The 18,093-nt window shown below is 58.3% G+C and carries 13 protein-coding genes; 8 read left to right on the top strand and 5 right to left on the bottom strand.

Annotated features, from left to right (window positions below; genetic code table 11):
* The first annotated feature begins 29 nt into the window (after positions 1 to 29).
* On the top strand, positions 30 to 2,660 hold the full coding sequence (gene mutS / locus GFR01_RS03045; protein ID WP_099181216.1) for a DNA mismatch repair protein MutS: 2,631 nt from the start codon (positions 30 to 32) through the stop codon (positions 2,658 to 2,660).
* The gene (locus GFR01_RS03040) at positions 2,657 to 5,503 is read left to right on the top strand and encodes a [protein-PII] uridylyltransferase (RefSeq protein ID WP_099181215.1); all 2,847 of its coding nucleotides are present in this window, start codon (positions 2,657 to 2,659) and stop codon (positions 5,501 to 5,503) included. Before mutS ends, GFR01_RS03040 begins: the two co-directional genes overlap by 4 nt.
* On the opposite strand, the gene GFR01_RS03035 is transcribed toward GFR01_RS03040, so the two are convergent.
* On the bottom strand, positions 5,472 to 7,160 hold the full coding sequence (locus GFR01_RS03035) for a tetratricopeptide repeat protein (protein ID WP_099181214.1): 1,689 nt from the start codon (positions 7,158 to 7,160) through the stop codon (positions 5,472 to 5,474). The two genes, GFR01_RS03040 and GFR01_RS03035, sit on opposite strands and share 32 nt — an antisense overlap.
* Before the next feature lie 562 nt (positions 7,161 to 7,722).
* On the opposite strand from GFR01_RS03035, the gene GFR01_RS03025 reads away from it, so the two are divergent.
* The 5 genes from GFR01_RS03025 (at position 7,723) to GFR01_RS03005 (ending at position 13,718) form a co-directional block, all read left to right on the top strand.
* Positions 7,723 to 8,727: an SdiA-regulated/phytase-like domain-containing protein gene (locus GFR01_RS03025; RefSeq protein WP_244902126.1), complete on the top strand. Its 1,005-nt coding sequence runs from the start codon at positions 7,723 to 7,725 to the stop codon at positions 8,725 to 8,727.
* Between the two features lie 22 nt (positions 8,728 to 8,749).
* Positions 8,750 to 10,150: a threonine synthase gene (gene thrC, locus GFR01_RS03020; protein ID WP_063904084.1), complete on the top strand. Its 1,401-nt coding sequence runs from the start codon at positions 8,750 to 8,752 to the stop codon at positions 10,148 to 10,150.
* 66 nt (positions 10,151 to 10,216) lie between these two features.
* The gene (locus GFR01_RS03015; protein ID WP_099181212.1) at positions 10,217 to 11,482 is read left to right on the top strand and encodes a M16 family metallopeptidase; all 1,266 of its coding nucleotides are present in this window, start codon (positions 10,217 to 10,219) and stop codon (positions 11,480 to 11,482) included.
* Complete coding sequence (locus GFR01_RS03010; RefSeq protein ID WP_099181211.1) at positions 11,479 to 12,813, top strand: TldD/PmbA family protein; 1,335 nt, start codon at positions 11,479 to 11,481, stop codon at positions 12,811 to 12,813. Before GFR01_RS03015 ends, GFR01_RS03010 begins: the two co-directional genes overlap by 4 nt.
* A complete protein-coding gene (locus GFR01_RS03005) occupies positions 12,813 to 13,718 on the top strand; it encodes a Tim44 domain-containing protein (protein ID WP_063904087.1) in 906 nt (301 codons plus the stop codon). The genes GFR01_RS03010 and GFR01_RS03005 overlap by 1 nt, the downstream gene beginning before the upstream one ends.
* A 120-nt stretch (positions 13,719 to 13,838) precedes the next feature.
* Here the strand turns inward: GFR01_RS03005 and GFR01_RS03000 are convergent, their stop codons facing one another.
* The 3 genes from GFR01_RS03000 to GFR01_RS02990 form a co-directional block, all read right to left on the bottom strand.
* Positions 13,839 to 14,786 (bottom strand): heme o synthase, encoded by a 948-nt coding sequence (locus tag GFR01_RS03000; protein WP_099181210.1) that lies wholly within the window; start codon positions 14,784 to 14,786, stop codon positions 13,839 to 13,841.
* On the bottom strand, positions 14,783 to 15,958 hold the full coding sequence (locus GFR01_RS02995; protein WP_099181209.1) for a cbb3-type cytochrome c oxidase subunit I: 1,176 nt from the start codon (positions 15,956 to 15,958) through the stop codon (positions 14,783 to 14,785). The genes GFR01_RS03000 and GFR01_RS02995 overlap by 4 nt, the downstream gene beginning before the upstream one ends.
* An 84-nt stretch (positions 15,959 to 16,042) precedes the next feature.
* Positions 16,043 to 16,723, bottom strand: a complete 681-nt coding sequence (locus GFR01_RS02990; RefSeq protein WP_007282411.1) for a class I SAM-dependent methyltransferase — start codon at positions 16,721 to 16,723, stop codon at positions 16,043 to 16,045.
* A 164-nt stretch (positions 16,724 to 16,887) separates the two neighbouring features.
* On the opposite strand from GFR01_RS02990, the gene GFR01_RS15670 reads away from it, so the two are divergent.
* A complete protein-coding gene (locus GFR01_RS15670) occupies positions 16,888 to 17,058 on the top strand; it encodes a hypothetical protein (protein WP_167384189.1) in 171 nt (56 codons plus the stop codon).
* A gap of 54 nt (positions 17,059 to 17,112) precedes the next feature.
* Here GFR01_RS15670 and gshB read toward each other — a convergent pair whose 3' ends face one another.
* Positions 17,113 to 18,090, bottom strand: coding sequence for a glutathione synthase (gshB, locus tag GFR01_RS02985; RefSeq protein WP_063904089.1), 978 nt, complete (start codon positions 18,088 to 18,090; stop codon positions 17,113 to 17,115).
* Positions 18,091 to 18,093 lie beyond the last annotated feature (3 nt).

The raw sequence follows: 18,093 nt of genomic DNA, 5'->3' as shown, positions 1-18,093 counted from the left end.
CATCGGAGACTGGACCCATCGGCACGTTCATGCCCCTGCCTTCTGCTGCGAATGCCACGCCATCCATGGCCCAGTGGTTTGACCTGAAGCATCAGGAGCCGGATGCCCTGCTGTTCTTCCGCATGGGGGATTTTTACGAGCTTTTCTTCGGTGACGCCCAGGCGGCCGCCATGGCGCTCGATATCGCGCTAACAGCCCGTGGCAACCATAATGGCGAACCGATCCCGATGTGTGGCGTGCCGGTCGCGGCCGCACCGGCCTATCTGTCCCGCCTGATCCGCCGAGGTTTCCGCGTCGCTGTCGCCGAACAGACGCAGTCTCCGCAGAAGGGCCAGAAAGGCCCGCTGCCTCGCGCAATCGTCCGCGTCGTCACTCCCGGCACACTGACCGAAGACGAACTGCTGGAAGCCGGACGCGCCAATCTTCTGATGGCCATTGCCCGCTCCGGAAGTCGCAGGTCCAGCATGATCGGTGCCGCCTGGATCGACATTTCGACTGGCGCGTTTGAGACAACATCCGTTCCAGAAGCCGCACTGCCGGAACTCATGGCCCGACTGGACGCTGCGGAAGTCCTGTCCGATCCAGAACTCATTCCTGCTGACCATGCGAGCCGCCTGGCTCCGGTTGCCGTCCCACCGACCATCGACAGTGCCCGCACCCTGATCGCTCGCGCCTATGGCGTCGCTCAGCTTGATGCGCTGGGAGACTTCCCGGACGAACAGGCCATCGCCTGTGCCATGGCGCTGAATTACGTTCAGCGCAGTCAGGCCGGTGCGCTTCCACGCCTGTCCCGCCCCATTCCACAAGGTGTCAGCGGCGTTCTGGGCATTGACCCGGCTACTCGCGCCAGCCTCGACATTCTCCGTACCCGCGACGGCGAAACGAAATATAGCCTCTTTGGCGTTGTTTCCCGCACGGCCACAGCAGCCGGCTCACGCCTGCTTTCACAATGGCTGTCCTCGCCACTCACTAACGCCCAGCAGATCACGGACCGACAGAATGCCTGGCTATGGCTCCAGTCCGTGCCGGGCCTCGTGGGATCACTGGGTGACATTCTCAAACGCACTCCCGATCCAGCCCGCGCGCTTGGGCGCCTGTCTGCCGGGCGCGGCCAGCCCCGCGATCTTGCCGCCATTCGGGACACGCTGATCGCCGCAGACGATCTCACCGGCTTGTTGCAACCCGTCTGTGACGCACAGACCCCAACGCTAATCCGTACGCTGACAGCCGGATTATATGGCAGGGCAGACACCCTCCTCGATCGCCTGAAAGCCGCCGTCGCCGAGGATCTTCCGGCCCGTATCGAAGACGGCGGGTTCATTGCCGCCGGATTTAACTCAGAACTGGATCGCTACCGCACACTCCGGGACGAGAGCCGACGGATTGTCGCAGCCCTTCAGGGGCGACTGTCAGAAGAATACGGCATCGGCAATCTGAAGATCCGCCATCACGCCCAGCTCGGCTATGTCATCGAAGTTCCGTCCGCCGCAGGTGCGAAGCTGAAGGACCGGCCTGAATTGTCTTTCCGTCAGGGAACAGCAAGCCTCGCCCGTTTTTCGACGGAAGAACTGGCCGCTCTGGACCGCGCCATTCTGGAAGCCGCAGATAAAGCCACCACACTGGAACGCCGTCTTTTTGCCGAGCTCTGCGCGCATATTCTCCAGACCCCCGCTCTGGACGAGGTAGCAGAATTTCTAGCATTGACAGACGTCCTGCGCTCTTGCGCGCTTCTGTCCGAAGGTGGCTCATGGTGCCGCCCGGACGTCACAGACGGCACGGATTTTGAACTGATTGCCTGCCGCCATCCCGTTGTAGAAGCCGCACTGGCGGAATCAGGGAGTGCAGACGCACGCTTCATTCCCAATGACTGCAAGCTACCGCCTGAACACCGCGCCATGCTTCTCACCGGCCCGAACATGGCTGGTAAATCGACATTCCTCCGCCAGACAGCACTGGCTGTCATCATGGCGCAAGCGGGACTACCTGTTCCCGCAAAAAGCGCCAGAATCGGCGTTGTAGATCGGCTATTTTCCCGCGTCGGCGGCGCGGACGACCTCGCACGTGGCCGCTCGACCTTCATGGTCGAAATGACCGAGACCGCAGCCATCCTCAATCAGGCCGGACCGAAATCCCTCGTCGTCGTCGATGAAATCGGGCGTGGTACCGCAACGCTGGATGGTCTTTCCATCGCGTGGGCCACGCTCGAAGCGCTGCATACGCAACTCGGCTCCCGCACAATCTTCGCTACGCATTTCCATGAACTCGGTGCATTGACGGAGTTTCTTCCCCGTCTCGCACCGTACACCATGGCCGTGAAGGAATGGCGCGGAGAAGTCATCTTCCAGCATGAGGTGCGCCCCGGGTCAGCCCGGAAAAGCTGGGGCCTGCATGTCGCCAAGCTCGCGGGCATTCCACAATCCGTCGTCACTCGCGCCTCCCGGCTACTGGCAACATTCGAGCGCGAACAGGCAGAAGCACGCTCTTCCCTGCCGCTGTTCGAGGCTGTTGCAGAAACGCCAGACCCGGCCATTGAGACACCTGCGCCACAGTCCGCTGCCCTCGATGCCCTCACGACTCTGAATCCCGATGATCTCTCTCCTCGGGAAGCACTTGCCGCGCTATATGATCTTAAACGCCTCGCCACAGGAGACAGGACTTGAAAAAAGCGGGTTTCTGGGGCGAAAGTCATCCCTCCCCTTTCGCTGACGCTACGGATACGACCCTGTCTGACCGCAAAGCCATGACCCCGTCGCTGCAAACAGCCCTCCAGAATGCTGCAGCCCAGGGGCAGACATCCCGTGAAGATGTTCTCTCCATTCTCCGTCGTCATCTCGGCAATGGCCATGCGGCTATCCGTCAGCGGTTTGAAAGCCGCCAGATGTCCGGAATTGCAGCAGCACGCGCTCTCGCCGCTCAGGCGGACAGCGTCGTCTGCGCGCTGGCGGACCTGTCATCCCAGCAGGAAGGCGCGTCTGACGAGCCACTCTGTCTCTGTGCGACTGGCGGGTATGGGGCGGGCCTTCTCGCACCCTTCAGCGATATTGATATTCTCTTCCTGATTCCGGAAAACGCATCCACCGCCCTCACCTCCCGAATCGAATTCATTCTCTACGCCCTGTGGGATCTTGGCCTGCGAGTCGGCCATGCCACGCGCTCCATCAGTGCCTGCATCAAGGATGTCGCTGAAGACCTGACAATCCGCACGGCCCTACTTGATCTGCGCCCGCTGTACGGTGACCGTACCCTCGCCCGCGATCTGCGCTCCGCTTTAGGCGCTGATCTTCAGAACGATACGCTCTGGGGCTTCGTGCAGGGCAAGATTGAAGAGCGCGAACAGCGCCATCGCCGCTTTGGCGACAATCCATACATGGTGGAGCCAAACATCAAGGAAGGCCGTGGTGGCCTGCGAGACCTTCAGACCCTGAACTGGATGGGCCGCGCCGCCCTTGGCTGTGCGATTACGACGGTCGACCAGACGGCAGCCCCTGCCGAAGCCGTCCCGACCCCATCCTTCATTTCCTTTGGCCTCCTGACCAATCGTGAAACCCACCGCGCCCGGCGCGCGTGGGATTTTTTCTGGACGGTCCGCCTGCATCTTCACTACATCACCGGTCGCGCTGAAGAACGTCTGACCTTTGACGTCCAACCCGTCATTGGTGGCCGCATGGGCTACGCAACCCATGGTCGCCAACGCGGCGTCGAGCGCTTCATGCGGCACTATTTCCTGACCGCCCGCGACGTCATGCGCCTGACGCACGTACTGCAGCCGATTGTCCTGATGCGCCTTCAGGATCAGGCCAGCGACACCCAGCCGGAAACCCTAGCCGGCCCCGAAGGGTTCGAGCGCATTGCCGGTCGTCTGTGCCCTGTCGAGCCAGTGACGTTTGCAAAGAATCCGCGCGACATGTTCCGCATGCTGGACTGTGCACGGCGCCATGATCTGGAACTGCATCCACTCGCCATTCAGCAACTTGTCCGCAACGAACGTCATGCCGTCGAACTGCGGGATGATCCGGAAACGGCTCAGATCTTTCTGAATCTGCTTTGCGAACCAAGCGCCGACGACACAAAGAATGTTCCGTTCTGGCTACCCATCCTGAACGAGACCGGTCTTCTGGGTCGCTTGCTACCAGACTGGTCCCGCGTGGTCGGGCAAATGCAGTTCGACAGCTATCATATCTATACTGTGGACGAGCACATCATCGAGGCTGTCCGCATGATGGGGCAGATCGAAGCCGGGCACATGGCGGATGAAATTCCGCTCGCTTATGGCTTGGCCAAGGATCTGCGGTCCCGCCGTGCGCTGTATGTCGCCGTCCTTCTGCATGACATCGCCAAAGGCCGCGGTGGCGATCATTCCGAACTCGGAGCGGACCTGGCCCTCACCATCTGCCCGCAGCTTGGCCTTGATCCAGAAGAAACAGACACCGTCTCCTGGCTGGTCCTGCATCATCTCCTGCTCTCGCAGACAGCCTTCACCCGTGACATCGACGATCCACGCACCATTCTGGATCTCGCGGACACCATTCAGTCCCCCGAACGTCTGCGCCTGCTTCTCCTGCTGACCATCGCGGACATGCGTGCCGTGAGTCCGAAAGTCTGGAACGCCTGGAAAGCAACACTGCTGCGCGAATTGTTCTCCCGCGTTGCAGAAGTTCTTGAAGGCGGCCTCGCGGCGACGGAACAGGATGGACGTGTCAGTCATGCACGCGAGCTTGCCCGTGACGGCCTGACCCCGCTCCTGCCAGAAAGCAGCATCGAGCATTTCCTTGCACTTGGCTATCCAAGCTACTGGTTAGGCTTCGATACCGATACGCACATGCGCCATGCCCGCATGATCCATGATTCAGACCGCTATCGCTCTCCCGTCACGGTAGAAGCGTATCCCATTCCAGACCGGGGCGTGACGGAGCTTACCGTTCTCTGCGCCGATCATCCGGGCCTGTTCTCACAGATTGCGGGTGCTTTGGCTGTTGCCGGAGCTTCCATCGTGGATGCCCGCATTCATACGCTCAGCGACGGCATGGCTCTGGATACATTCTGGGTTCAGGATGCCGATGGTTGCTCCTTTGAAGATCCACATCAGCTTGGCCGCCTGAACCATCTCGTTGAGCAGGCTCTGTCTGGTCGACTGGATCTGGAAAAAGGCATCTCCGAAGCCCGTCATCGTGGCGCATCGCGCCGAATGCGTGCGATCCACGTTCCACCCCGTGTAGTCATGGATAATACGGCATCAGATCGCCACACGGTCATCGAGATCAACGGTCGCGACAGACCAGGCCTGCTGCATGACATCACACGCACCCTGAGCCAGCAGTCACTCCAGATTTCCTCTGCTCACATTACGACTTACGGCATGCGCGCTGTAGACGTGTTTTATGTCCGCGATCTTCTGGGCATGAAAATCACGGACCCGGCCCGTCTGGCCCATATCCGTGACTCGCTTCTGGCCTCCCTGACACCTCTACCCGTCAAGAAGCCGACTGCTGCTCCCACAGCCTGAGTTCTGCCGCCACCCGTTCCACCACGGGTGGCCAGGCATCGGGTAAATATCCTTCCGGCCGGAACTGTCGCACGTCCCGGTACCAGGACACATCTTTCCAGCGCCAATCGCCTCCCCGCCGGTTCAGGAGCCAGAGAGGACGCCCCGTTGCCCCGGCTATATGCGCGACCAGTGTATCAACACTGATGACCAAATCGCATCGACTGACAGCACGAGCCAATGTCTCAAGGGTGGAAAGATCCGCAGCCTCAATCCAGTCAGGACATTCCCCTCGCTGGAGAGACACAAATCTAACTCCCACAACGTTTCTCAACGGCTCCAACCATTCAGGTTTCAGGGAACGCCTCGAATCAAAACGGTACGAAGGATTTCCCGCCCAGCACACACCAATCGTTTTCGTCTCTGGGGAAAGCCCTGTTTCCAAATAAGGCTTTTGGTCCGGTGGAGACTGCAATCCAAGCACGAACGGCAGACTTAGAAGACTGATTTCGCTTTCCACCGGACCTTCCCGATCCAGAATGCGAGACTTGTCCAGTTGAGGCATAAAAGAAACGAGATCGGCTGTCGGAAAACGGAGACGTAATGGGCGCCGCTTTCCTGCTTCGCCCAGAAACCGCAGAAACTGAACACTGTCCCCCAGCCCCTGCTCGGCGGTGACCGCAATCGGTTCTTCGCCTATCGACCCATCCCAGACGGGTATCTGGGGCGCATAACCCAACAAAGCATGACGGCTTTCAAACTCTTTCCACCCTGGGGCAAAAGATCCCTTACCCAGAAGAAGGGTGGCGTGATTGAAACGCGCCTGCTCCCTGTCGACCCCTACTTCCCTGCTTATCACGGCCCGAAAAAGCGTTTCAGCAACAGCTTCCTCACCCATTTCCATCAGAACGGTCCCGAGACTATTCGCAACGCGCCCATCTTGTGGCCGTAGAGCCAATGCTTCTTCAAGAATGTTGCGGGCCGAAGGCAAGTCGCCCAGCGCCATCAGAACCAGTCCAAGATTATTCAGAGTTTCGGGCGTCCGTGCGCCAAGGTCACACGCACGGAGCAAAATATCCTGGGCTCTTCCATACTGCCCAACTCCGAACAGCACAGCTCCCAGATTGGCCCATGCTCTCCCGTCTTGCGGGCATCGATGCGTGACGGTTTCAAAGCATGCAATCGCCTTTTCTGCCTCTCCGTCCTCAAGGTGGATCTGCCCCAGTCTTGTCAGATATTCAGCATCGTATGCGGCAAGCTTTGCGGCCTGTCCCAACGCCCCTTTTGCCTCCGCCCTTCGCCCCAGAAGCAGAAGAACCTCCGCATGAGCTGCGAAGGTCCGAGGGTCTGATGGCTGAAGCGTTTGAGCCACGACAAGCGCAGCACGCGCCGGTTCAGAATGGCCCTCCGCCATCAAAGCCAGGCCAAGCGTCAGGTGAATACGGGCCAGACGAGAGGGTGGAAGACCTGCACCTGCCTTGAGTGCCTTTCCACACAGTGCAATCGCCGTCGCATTCTGGCCGTTGGCGCGCGCCATACAGGCCATGCCATGCAGGGCGTCTGGCTGCGATGGATCAGAAGTCAAAATATCCTGAAAAAGGCGCCCGGCTTCAATCAGATCACCCTGTGCAAAGCGGTCAAAAGCATATCGGGTAGGGTCAGAAACAAGACTGGTCATTCTGGTTCCGTCATTTCGGAAAGTGAAAGAGAGTCAGTACAGACCGTGACGCACTGAAACATTTCATAAGAATATTAAAGGCCGTTAACGAAGTATTCAGGTTTTGGACAGCATTGTGCGTATGACCAAGACCATAAGAGGCGTCTGACCATGCATCTTGAACAACGGACAGGCAATGTTCCCGGCCTGGTTTTCGCAACCGTACGTCAGGGCATGACTACACGTACCTTCCCGATTGAAGTAAGGCAGACTCCTTCAGGGCATTACATTTCCCGGATGCCGGATCAGCGCTGGTCCATTGAGTGTCAGACTGTCGAGTCTGCTCTTTTGATGCATGCGGCTGTCCTGTTTCCTGTTGAGCATGAACATGCTCCCTGGTTATCTAACCCGCGCCCCGCACCGCGGCCCACCCAGCGATATTCTCACGTCACAGAAAAATTTGGCTCTGCTCACCCCCGAACAAGACACGCAGACAGAGCTGACAGAGCTGACAGAGCTGACAGAGCGCTGCCGCTGGAGAATTAATCCCTTTTCAGGCTTGTCAAATTTTCAAGACAGGCCGATGTCTCGAACCATGAAACGCTGGCTCCTGCATTCCGTCTCCGCCGTCCTTCTGGGAACGTCCTGCCTGTTTGCTTTCCCTGCACTAGCAGATCATCCCTGGAAAGACGCTGCACAGGCAGCGACCGTTACAGCAGATGTTCCGCTTCAGAATGTTCAACTTACGGACCTGGCGCCTCACGATTCTAAATCTGTCGTCGGGCTGGACCTGGACGGACATCCCGTCCTTATCGATTCGACTAATCAGACACATCCTTTTCCTTTGGACGCGACTGAGAGAGCAAAAATTCCGCTCATTTCGGCGCTCACAGCGCAAGATACATCCCTTTGGGGCCTCACCACCTCCCCGCAGGCTGCACTTGTTCACTTATCCGCAGAGGGAAAACTGCTCGGAACAGTGCCTCTTCAGGGGCCACTCGCGGCAGGCAGCCATTTAACTGCCATTCAGGTTCATGGAAATTACGCTTACCTGACTGACGAAGGACAGGCTGCACTCGTTGTGGTGTCTCTCAAAGACGGAAAGACACAACGCTTTCTTCCCTATGACCCATCCGTAACAGGCCGCCGTCCATTGATACGAAACGGTCGGATCAATAATGGCCCGGACAATCACCCGCTAACAGGCGGAAACGTCAGGTTTCTAGCCCTTGATGCCAAAGGCCAATGGCTTTTCTACATGCCAGCCTGCGGGCCTCTTTACAGAATTGACAGTGCCCTTCTCACTGACCCGGCCTTCACACCGGTGGAGCAACTCGACGGAATTGTGGAATGGCGTGATACACCCAGTCTGGGCGGCATCACACTCTCTTCCGACAACACCTTCTACATGTCGGACATTACGGACGGGGCGCTTCTGAAATTCGGAAGCGAGCGCAATCCCCTGATTCTTGTTCGCGATGCGCGCCTCACAAATGCCGGGGCATTGACGGTTTCAGGTGATCATGAGGTCAGTGTACTGACATCAGAAGATGGAAAACCGCACATTCTTCGCATCGCCTTGCCATAGAAGGTCGTGATATAAAGGCGGCATGCGCTACCGATCTACTCGCGGCGACCTGACCGCCGACGCCCCCAACTTTTCCGACATTCTGCTTGCCGGCCTTGCTGGAGACGGCGGTCTCTACATGCCGGAGACATGGCCCAAAATCAGCGCCCAGACATTCCGGGACTGGCGCGCCCTGTCCTACGCAGATCTGACGGCTGAAGTCATTTCCCTGTTTTCTGAAGGTGCTATTGATCGCGATACCCTGCGCGATATGGCCCGGGACGCCTATGCAGGCTTCGATCACGCTGCTGTAGCACCGCTGTGCGAAGTCGAGCAGGACCTCTTCTCGCTCGAACTGTTCCATGGCCCGACGCTCGCCTTCAAAGACATGGCGATGCAGATGCTTGGCCGCCTGTTCGATCACGTCCTGACGCAACGGAACCAGAAGGTCACGATCGTCGGTGCCACTTCCGGTGATACCGGTTCGGCTGCCATTGAAGCTTGCCGCGGACGTGAACGTCTTTCAGTGGTTATCCTGCATCCGAAGGGCCGCACCTCGGAAGTCCAGCGTCGCCAGATGACGACGGTGCCGGACGACAATATTCTGAACATTGCGGTCGAAGGTGACTTCGATACCTGTCAGGATATCGTCAAGGCGCTCTTCGCTGACCAGCCGTTCCGGGACGAAGTTTCCCTGTCCGCCGTCAATTCCATCAACTGGGCACGTATCGCCGCACAGATCCCCTATTACGTCCGTGCAGCGCTGGCTCTCGGCGCGCCGGATCGGGAAGTGTCTTTCTCCGTTCCGACTGGCAATTTTGGTAATGTGCTTGCAGCATGGGCTGCCCGCCAGATGGGCCTCCCCATTCGCCGTTTGTGCATCGGATCAAACCGCAACGACATTCTCACGCGCTTCCTTCTGGAAAACGACATGAGTGTCCGCACGGTTGAGCCAAGCCTGTCGCCGTCAATGGATATTCAGGTTTCGTCCAACTTCGAACGCCTGCTGTTCGAACTTCTGGATCGCAACCCGACGCGCTGCGCCGCGATCATGAAGGAGTTCCGCGAGACTGGCCGTATGGCCGTTCCGCACGATGCCTGGACGCGCATGAAGGATGTCTTCGACGGCATGACGCTCAATGATGAGCAGACCAGCGAAGCCATGCGCCACTTCTACGATGAGAGCCTTTACCTGGCTGATCCGCATACGGCCATCGGTCTGGCGGTCGGCAAGCGCTTCCAGGAACCCGGCATTCCTATGATCGCCGCAGCAACGGCTCATCCCGCCAAATTCCCGGATGCGGTCTTCTCAGCGACTGGCATCAGAGCTGCCCTGCCACCACATCTGGCTGATCTTTTCGAACGGCCAGAGCGTTACGACACGGTGAGCAGTCAGATCTCTGGCATTCAGGATGCGGTCCGCGCTCATCTCAAAAGCCACTAACGCCTTGTTCCTTCCCGCAGGCTCCCCATCTCAGGGAGCCTGTCTTTTTATGACTTACGGAAACTCATGCCCGATACGATTGAAGTCACTACGCTCGACAACGGTCTGACCATCATTACGGAACGCATGGAACGTGTTGAGACCGTCTCGTTCGGGGCATATGTCTCGATTGGCACCCGTGACGAAACTGCCGAAAACAACGGCGTGTCCCATTTTCTTGAACATATGGCCTTCAAGGGAACCGAACGCCGCTCTGCCTCCCGGATTGCCGAAGAAATCGAGAATGTCGGCGGCTATATCAACGCCTACACAGCCCGTGAAACCACCGCCTATTACGTCAAGCTTCTCAAGGAAGACCTGGCGCTTGGCGTAGACATCATCGGCGACATCCTGACGCACAGCACGTTTCTGGATGCCGAAATCGAGCGTGAGCGTGGCGTGATCCTTCAGGAAATCGGTCAGGCGAATGATACGCCGGATGACATCATCTTTGACCAGTTCCAGGAACGCGCCTTCCCGGAACAGCCCATGGGCCGCCCGACGCTCGGTACGGAACAGCTCGTCTCCGGCATGACGCGTGAGACGTTGATGGGATACATGCGTGAGCACTACACCACGCACAACATCACGATCGCCGCAGCCGGAAACCTGCATCATCAGCAGGTCGTCGATCTGGTGAAAGAACACTTCCGGGACCTGCCAACGCATCAGACGCCCCGTCCTCGTGGGGCGGCTTATACAGGTGGCGATCTGCGGACGACACGCGAACTGGATCAAGCCCATCTGGTCATGGGCTTCCCGTCTGTCAGCTATCATCATCCCGATCATTACGCGGTCATGATCCTGTCGACCCTTCTAGGCGGCGGCATGTCTTCACGTCTGTTCCAGGAAATCCGGGAACGTCGTGGGCTGGTGTACAGCGTGTATTCCTTCGCCTCCCCCTTCAGCGACAGCGGGCTGTTCGGCCTGTACGCAGGTACCGGTGAAGCCGAGACAGCCGAACTCGTTCCGGTCATGATCGACGAACTCAAGCGTCTTCAGGATGGCCTGACAGAGGAAGAACTCTCCCGTGCCCGCGCGCAGCTCAAGTCTTCGCTGCTGATGTCTCTGGAAAGTACCGGCAGCCGCTGTGAACAGCTCGCTCGCCAGATCCAGATCCATGGCCGCCCGGTTCCTGTGACCGAGACAGTCGCCAAGATCGACGCTGTCACGGAAGAAGACATCCTGCGCGTCGCCCGCGAAATCTTCGCCGGCACACCAACCTTCACAGCCATCGGCCCGGTCAAGAACATGCCGACGATGGACGACATCACCGCGAGGCTTGCTGCATGAGTACAACCCGTCACGTTGAAGCCCTTCTTGCTGCGGCAAAACGTCACGGCGCCGATCATGCCGACGCCATTTTCATCCGGAACGAATCCGAATCTGCCATGGTGCGGAAAGGCGTTCCTGAAGGCATTGAGCGCTCCGAAAGCGTAGCCCTCGGCCTGCGCGTTTTCCGCGGCCAGAAAGCAGCCTCCGTTTCCACCAGCGTGCTGGACGATGCGGAGTTTGACCGTCTGGCAGAGCAAGCCTGTGCCATGGCGCTTGTGGTGCCGGAAGACCGCTTCGGGGGTTTGGCACCCGACGCCATGATCGGCCATTTCGATGCTGCGGGTCTGGATCTTGCCGATACGGCATCACCGGATATGGACATCTTGCTCAGTCGTGCCCGGGAGGCCGAGGAGGCCGCTCTGGCCGTGTCAGGTGTGACCAACACTAACGGCGCATCAGTTGGGCACGGGCGCACTGTGATCGCTTTGGGCACGTCCGCTGGCTTCATGGGCAGCTATAGCCGTACCGGACATTCCATCAGTGCCAGCGTTCTTGCAGGTGAAGCTGCGTCCATGCAGCGCGATTACGCGTATCACAGCACTGTCCATCTGGAAGATCTGGACGCGCCTGAAACGATTGGCCGACTGGCTGGTGAACGCGCTGTTGCCCGCATCAATCCAGGCCGCCCCAGGACGGGCACTTACGACGTCATCTATGATCCCCGCGTTTCATCCAGTCTGGTCGGGCATCTGGTCAGCGCGATCAACGGTGCATCGATTGCGCGCGGTACGTCCTTCCTGAAAGAGGCTATGGGTACGCGGATTCTTAACGCGGGCCTGACAGTCAGGGACAATCCGCGTCTTGTCCGCGGCCTTGCTTCGCGCCCGTTCGATGGTGAAGGCTGTGCGGCTGAAGCGCTGGACCTCGTGACAGACGGCGTTCTTCAAACCTGGCTGCTGGATTCACGGAGCGCCCGCCAACTGGGCTTGCGTTCCAATGGACGGGCCAGCCGTGGCGTTTCCGGACCACCAAGCCCAAGTGTGACAAATCTTCATCTGGCACCTGGTGATCTTTCCGCAGTCGAATTGCGTTCCGATATAAAGGAAGGGATTTTGGTTACGGAACTGATGGGATCGTCCGTCAACATGTTGACGGGAGATTACAGTCGCGGAGCTTCCGGCTTCATGATCCGCAACGGCGAGATTGCCGAGCCTGTTGCGGAACTGACTATTGCCGGAAACCTTCGGGACATGTTCATCCGGATGGTACCAGCCAGTGATCTTTCCTTCCGGAGCAGCGTGAATGCGCCAAGCATCCGGATTGACGGCATGAGTATTGCAGGACTTTGATGCGTAATTTTCGTCTTTTCTCTATCGCCTGTGCGCTTCTCTGCGTGCTGGGTTCCGCTGATGCCCGTCCGGGTGGAGGATCGTCCATGGGAAGCCGTGGCTCCCGCACCTGGAGCGCGCCTCCACGGACCTCCATTACGCCGAGTTGGACACGCCCGATGGACCGGACCATGACGCCGCAGTCCAACTATGGCGCCCAATCCGCTGCCCCTCGCCCGATGGCGCCCATGACGCCGGGGTACCGTCCGTCCTTCCCGAACCGCCACCCGTTCATGACAGGATTTGCAGGCGGCCTACTCGGCGCTGGCCTGTTTGGAATTTTGAGCGGACACGGCTTCTTTGGCGGCATGACCGGTGGCACATCAATTCTGGGCTTCCTGTTCCAGGTCTTCGTGATTGGCGCGCTGATCATGTTCGTTATCCGGTTGTTCAACCGTCGTCAGGGTACGTCAGGCTCACCTGCTGCCGCGCCGTTTAGTGCAGCTAGTGGCAATACTCCGGTGACCCTGAGCAACGACGATTACACCAGTTTCCAGCGTCTTCTGCTCGATATCCAGTCTGCCTGGAGCGCGCAGAACATGCGTGCACTGTCGTCCATGACAACGCCGGAAATGGCGGGTTATTTTAACGAGCAACTGTCAGATCTGGCGAGCCGTGGCGCACGGAACATCGTCTCCAACGTCCGTTTCCTGCGCGGCGACCTTTCGGAAGCCTGGCGGGAACGTAACCTGACTTATGCCACCGTCGCCATGCAGTATTCCATGACCGACGTGACCACAGACTCGTTTGGCAATGTCATTGATGGCAGTTCAACGGAACCCGTTACGGTCACTGAGCTCTGGACATTCGTGCGTGCCGATGGGCGCGGCAACTGGATCCTCTCAGCCATCCAGCAGGCTGGCTGAGAGATTTTCAGAAGCGGATCAGAGTAATCACATAGAAGATTGCAGCGAGGGTGATCACCCCTCCTGCAATGCCCACGATCCGGCTTTGACGCCGCTTTACGGTGAGATCAGTTGTTGTTTTCATGACAGCAGTACCCGATCCACCAACAATCCACAGAACAGAAAAAACAGATACGCCAGCGAATAACGAAACGCGAAGCGTGCTGGCTTGTCTTTCGTCAGACTAACGCCCTGAGCGTCCTGCTGATCCATCAGCACACGGACCGCGCAAAGAATAAACCCAAGATCGAGCAGGCTGGTCGTGATGGTGTAGAACAGCCCACACTCATGCACGAAAGACGGAACCAGCGACACAGCCGTCAGAATGAACGTGTAGAGCAGGATCTGCCAGCGCGTATGCCGTGCACCCTTGACGACTGGCAGCATGGGAATACCGGCCTTGTCGTAGTCTTTGCAGGCATACAGCGACAGGGACCAGAAATGCGGGGGCGTCCAGAGAAACACGATAGCGAACATCGCAACAGGCAGAACAGCCATGGAATTCATCGTCGCGGCCCAGCCAATCATTGGCGGGAATGCGCCAGCAGCACCACCAATAACAATATTCTGAGGCGTGCTTCGCTTGAGCCACATCGTGTAGATGACGCTGTAGAAAAAGATCGAGAACGCCAGAATACCCGCGGCGAGAGCGTTCGTTGCGAGCCAAAGCACCAGCACCGATAGCACTGACAAGGCCACGCCATAGATCAATGCGCTATCAGCGGGCATCCGCCCATCCGGAATAGGACGAACATTCGTCCGCTTCATGATGGCATCAATATCTCGATCATACCACATGTTGATCGCACCAGCGGCACCTGCCCCGATACAGATGCACAGGATGGTAATGATCCCGATGGGGATGGAAGGCCAGCGCGGTGCAACGGCCATGCCAGCCGCGCCCGTAAAGACCACCAGAGAAATGACGCGGGGCTTCAGCAGAGCGAGCCAGTCCTTGAGGGAAGAGTCGCCGTCAGCGCCCAGAACGGAAAAAAGCCCCGACGGGGCTAGAGGAGTTGTCTCGCTCATGCTCTGGCCCGGGCACGCCCGGTCTCCCTGATCAGGAAAAGGCCTAAAAGACCAAATGTCAGCAGGCTAAGCCCCATCAGCCCTTCTCCAACCGGCATGAGAGCCGGCGTCAGGGAGCAGAGGGCACCAACAAATGTCAGGACTGCATGCATCCTGCTCAGAGGCGCAGGAATGTGGTCTGGCAGAAGGCGTATCACCCAGGCATAGAACCCGCCACAGAGAGCCATCACACCACCAAATGCAGCAGCCGTATGATCGGTGGCATGTCCAGGCATAAACTCAGCAACCCAGCCTGCAGAAAAAAGAACGATGCTTCCCAGGGCCCAGAGCGTGGTGCCGTCGAGAGCGCGCCGCTGCTTCCAGACATCCCCGCACAGCGCAGCAACAAGCACAAGCGACGGAACAAGCTGCGTCAGAGAGACAAGACTGTTCTGAACAACGGTTGGCATTCCGCCAAACAGGCCATCCATCCAGCAAAGTGGCCCCAGCACCGCCATGCAGCCAAAGGCATAAGGTGCAACCCGACCAGACAGGCTTTTCGCACCTTGGCGAGGCATCAGAAGATGACAGACCAGCCCCAGCGCAGGCGTCAGCATCAATGCCGTCTCAGGAAGATGGAGCATCCCTATCAGGCCTTGCGCCGCGCTGGCAGGTGCTCCGTTAACCATCATCTGGGTAACGACCGCAGCGAGCGCTGGCGCAACAATCGTCACGCCCGAAGCCGTGGCAAGCATGGACCAGGCCAACGGAGACAGGGTGCGGAAGCGCTGGGTCCGGCCTTCCAGAAAGGTCGTAATGATATCAATTGCGAGCGCCAGAACACCAACGGCCCAGAGCGCAAGAGCAATGATAGGCTGCACCGGAAGCAGGACAACACCAGAAGACAGGAAGCAGAAACCCGCCAGACTGAAAGCAGGAAGCGTTGTTCTGTCCGCCCCCAGTTCAGCGGGAAGCAGCCACTGGCCAAACCCGCCAAGCGCAGCGGGACAGATGACGAAAAATGCCATCAGAATACCGTGGCAGAACGCGAGTCCCGCGGTCGGATGTGTCTGAAGAAACGGCAAAGCCAACGACCCACCCAGGAGGCCGGCAAACAGTGCCAGCAGAATGAAGGATGTCCCGATCCGTCTGTTGGAAAGAGCGGGAGTAGAGTCGAAGGCCTGATAAGTCATGATCGCGTAGTCGGTCCCTGCCAAGGAATACCGCAGCGAGCGTCGGAATACTCGGCGCCGGCCAGTACCGGAGCCATACGCCGATCAGGCGACCAGGGCTGCGGCGTCGCTTTTACTCTCGCATTGCGGCAATGTCACGAGTGTAAACAACCCTGCAGGCGGAACAGGCGTCAGAGTTGCGCGTTTCAGATCTTCTGGTGGCAGGAGGGACTCGATTGCGAAGTCCGGGTGCCAGCCCAGGGAACGGGATGCCCGGGCCATACCGCGTTCGACCGTCAGGCGCAGACCGCCCGTTGCAAGAAAGTGGTTTACGAACAGGATGTGTCCGCCCGGACGAACAACGCGCTTGAGTTCAGCAAGCAGGCGGTCGGGGTGTGGAACCACGGACGCAACAAACATGGCGACGGCGATATCGAAGCTGTCGTCTTCGAAAGTGGTTGCTTCTGCATCCATTTCGAGAAGGTCGTCTACATTCGTGAGACGGTCCTGAAGAACACGCTGGCGTGCGCGATCCAGCATGTCTTCTGACAGGTCGATGCCCGTAATCCGTTTATCCGGATTATAGGATGGCAGGGCGAGTCCCGTTCCAACACCGACTTCAAGTACACGCTCGCCAGGAAGAGCATTTACCGCTTCAACAGCCCTCTTCCGTCCATAGCCAGAGATACCACCAAAAACAGTATCGTAAACGCGGGCCCATCGACGATAGGCCGCTTTGACGGCCTCCGCATCCAGTGCAGAACGCGGGGAGAGGGTTGAAGACATATTCTATGCGACCTTCTGTGTCCGCTCTCCTTCAAAACTGGAGAGCATGTCCGGAAACGTGGTTCAGTTGGCTCCTTCTTGCCCTTCCAGATATGCATCTGGCAAGACACGGGTTGCGGATGATGACTGAGTCCCCCGTATTTTCACTATTCAGGACACAACAGATGCTGAATTTTCTTCTTATCCTGCTCTGTATTGCTATCTGGGTAGCGCTCTATGGCCTTTATTTTCGTAACGATATCAAGGCTTGGTTTGAAAACCGCTATGGAAAAGACAAACCACCGGAGGCCCAGGAGCCACCTGAACCAATCAAATATCCTGAATCACCTAGATAAAAAGAACCGTGGCAGGGGCCAGTTTTTATTCACTCAACCGCCTGCCTGCCATGATCAGGAGGGGTAACGCCGCTCAATGGCGTCCCAGATCAGACCAGCGCTATTGATACCTTCGAAGCGATCCAATTCCTGAAGCCCGGTTGGAGACGTGACATTGATTTCTGTCAGCCAGTCTCCGATGACGTCGATCCCGGTAAAAATCAGCCCGTGGTCGCGCAGATATGGACCGATCGACTCACAGATTTCCTTGTCACGCTCCGTCAGATCGACGCGCTCGGCACGCCCACCGACATGCATGTTCGAACGCGCCTCACCCGTTGCCGGAACGCGGTTGATCGCTCCGATCGGCTGCCCATCCACGAGGATAATACGCTTGTCGCCTTTACGGACTGCCGGTTCATAGCGCTGGATCATCAGAGGCTCGTTGGTGCGTGCAAAGTGCATTTCCAGCAGAGCCTTGAGGTTCTCATCATCCGGCTTGATGCGGAAAATCCCTGCGCCACCATTGCCATAAAGCGGCTTGACGATGATGTCCTGATGCTTCTCGCGGAAGGCCAGAATGTCCCGTGGGTCCCACGCCACGAGCGTCGGGGGCATCAGATGCGGAAAATGCGTGACCAGCAGCTTTTCCGGCGCATTGCGGACAGCTACAGGATCATTCACCACCAGAGACAGCCCCTCACCGACCCCATGAACATGCTCAAGCATGTGCGTCGCGGTGATGTAACCCATATCGAACGGAGGGTCCTGACGCATCAGGATGACATCCGTCTCGCCCAGCGGAAGAATTTCTTCTTCCCCAAACGTCGCATGATCGCCACGAACACGGCGGACTTCGACACGGCGGGCGCGGGCCTGAAGGCGGCCGCCTTTGCCCTGCCCTTCTGTCAGGCTCAGGGTGGAAACAGGATAAACCCAGAGCTCGTGTCCACGCGCCTGCGCTTCAAGCATGAGGGCAAAAGTGGAGTCGCCATCGATGTTGACCTGTTCGAGAGGGTCCATCTGTACGGCAACCCGGAGTGAGCGGGACATTTC

It is taken from the genome of Gluconobacter frateurii (assembly GCF_002723955.1).
Classification (GTDB): domain Bacteria; phylum Pseudomonadota; class Alphaproteobacteria; order Acetobacterales; family Acetobacteraceae; genus Gluconobacter; species Gluconobacter frateurii.
Note: the sequence above shows the minus strand (reverse complement) of the source record. Positions and strands in the feature narration are given on the sequence as shown.

Coding starts and splice junctions, on each gene's coding strand:
- mutS (WP_099181216.1), top strand. CDS start 30: ATGCCCCTGCCTTCTGCTGCGAATGCCACGCCATCCATGGCCCAGTGG.
- GFR01_RS03035 (WP_099181214.1), bottom strand. CDS start 7,160: ATGACCAGTCTTGTTTCTGACCCTACCCGATATGCTTTTGACCGCTTT.
- GFR01_RS03025 (WP_244902126.1), top strand. CDS start 7,723: ATGTCTCGAACCATGAAACGCTGGCTCCTGCATTCCGTCTCCGCCGTC.
- thrC (WP_063904084.1), top strand. CDS start 8,750: ATGCGCTACCGATCTACTCGCGGCGACCTGACCGCCGACGCCCCCAAC.
- GFR01_RS03015 (WP_099181212.1), top strand. CDS start 10,217: ATGCCCGATACGATTGAAGTCACTACGCTCGACAACGGTCTGACCATC.
- GFR01_RS03010 (WP_099181211.1), top strand. CDS start 11,479: ATGAGTACAACCCGTCACGTTGAAGCCCTTCTTGCTGCGGCAAAACGT.
- GFR01_RS03005 (WP_063904087.1), top strand. CDS start 12,813: ATGCGTAATTTTCGTCTTTTCTCTATCGCCTGTGCGCTTCTCTGCGTG.
- GFR01_RS03000 (WP_099181210.1), bottom strand. CDS start 14,786: ATGAGCGAGACAACTCCTCTAGCCCCGTCGGGGCTTTTTTCCGTTCTG.
- GFR01_RS02995 (WP_099181209.1), bottom strand. CDS start 15,958: ATGACTTATCAGGCCTTCGACTCTACTCCCGCTCTTTCCAACAGACGG.
- GFR01_RS02990 (WP_007282411.1), bottom strand. CDS start 16,723: ATGTCTTCAACCCTCTCCCCGCGTTCTGCACTGGATGCGGAGGCCGTC.
- GFR01_RS15670 (WP_167384189.1), top strand. CDS start 16,888: ATGCTGAATTTTCTTCTTATCCTGCTCTGTATTGCTATCTGGGTAGCG.
- gshB (WP_063904089.1), bottom strand. CDS start 18,090: ATGTCCCGCTCACTCCGGGTTGCCGTACAGATGGACCCTCTCGAACAG.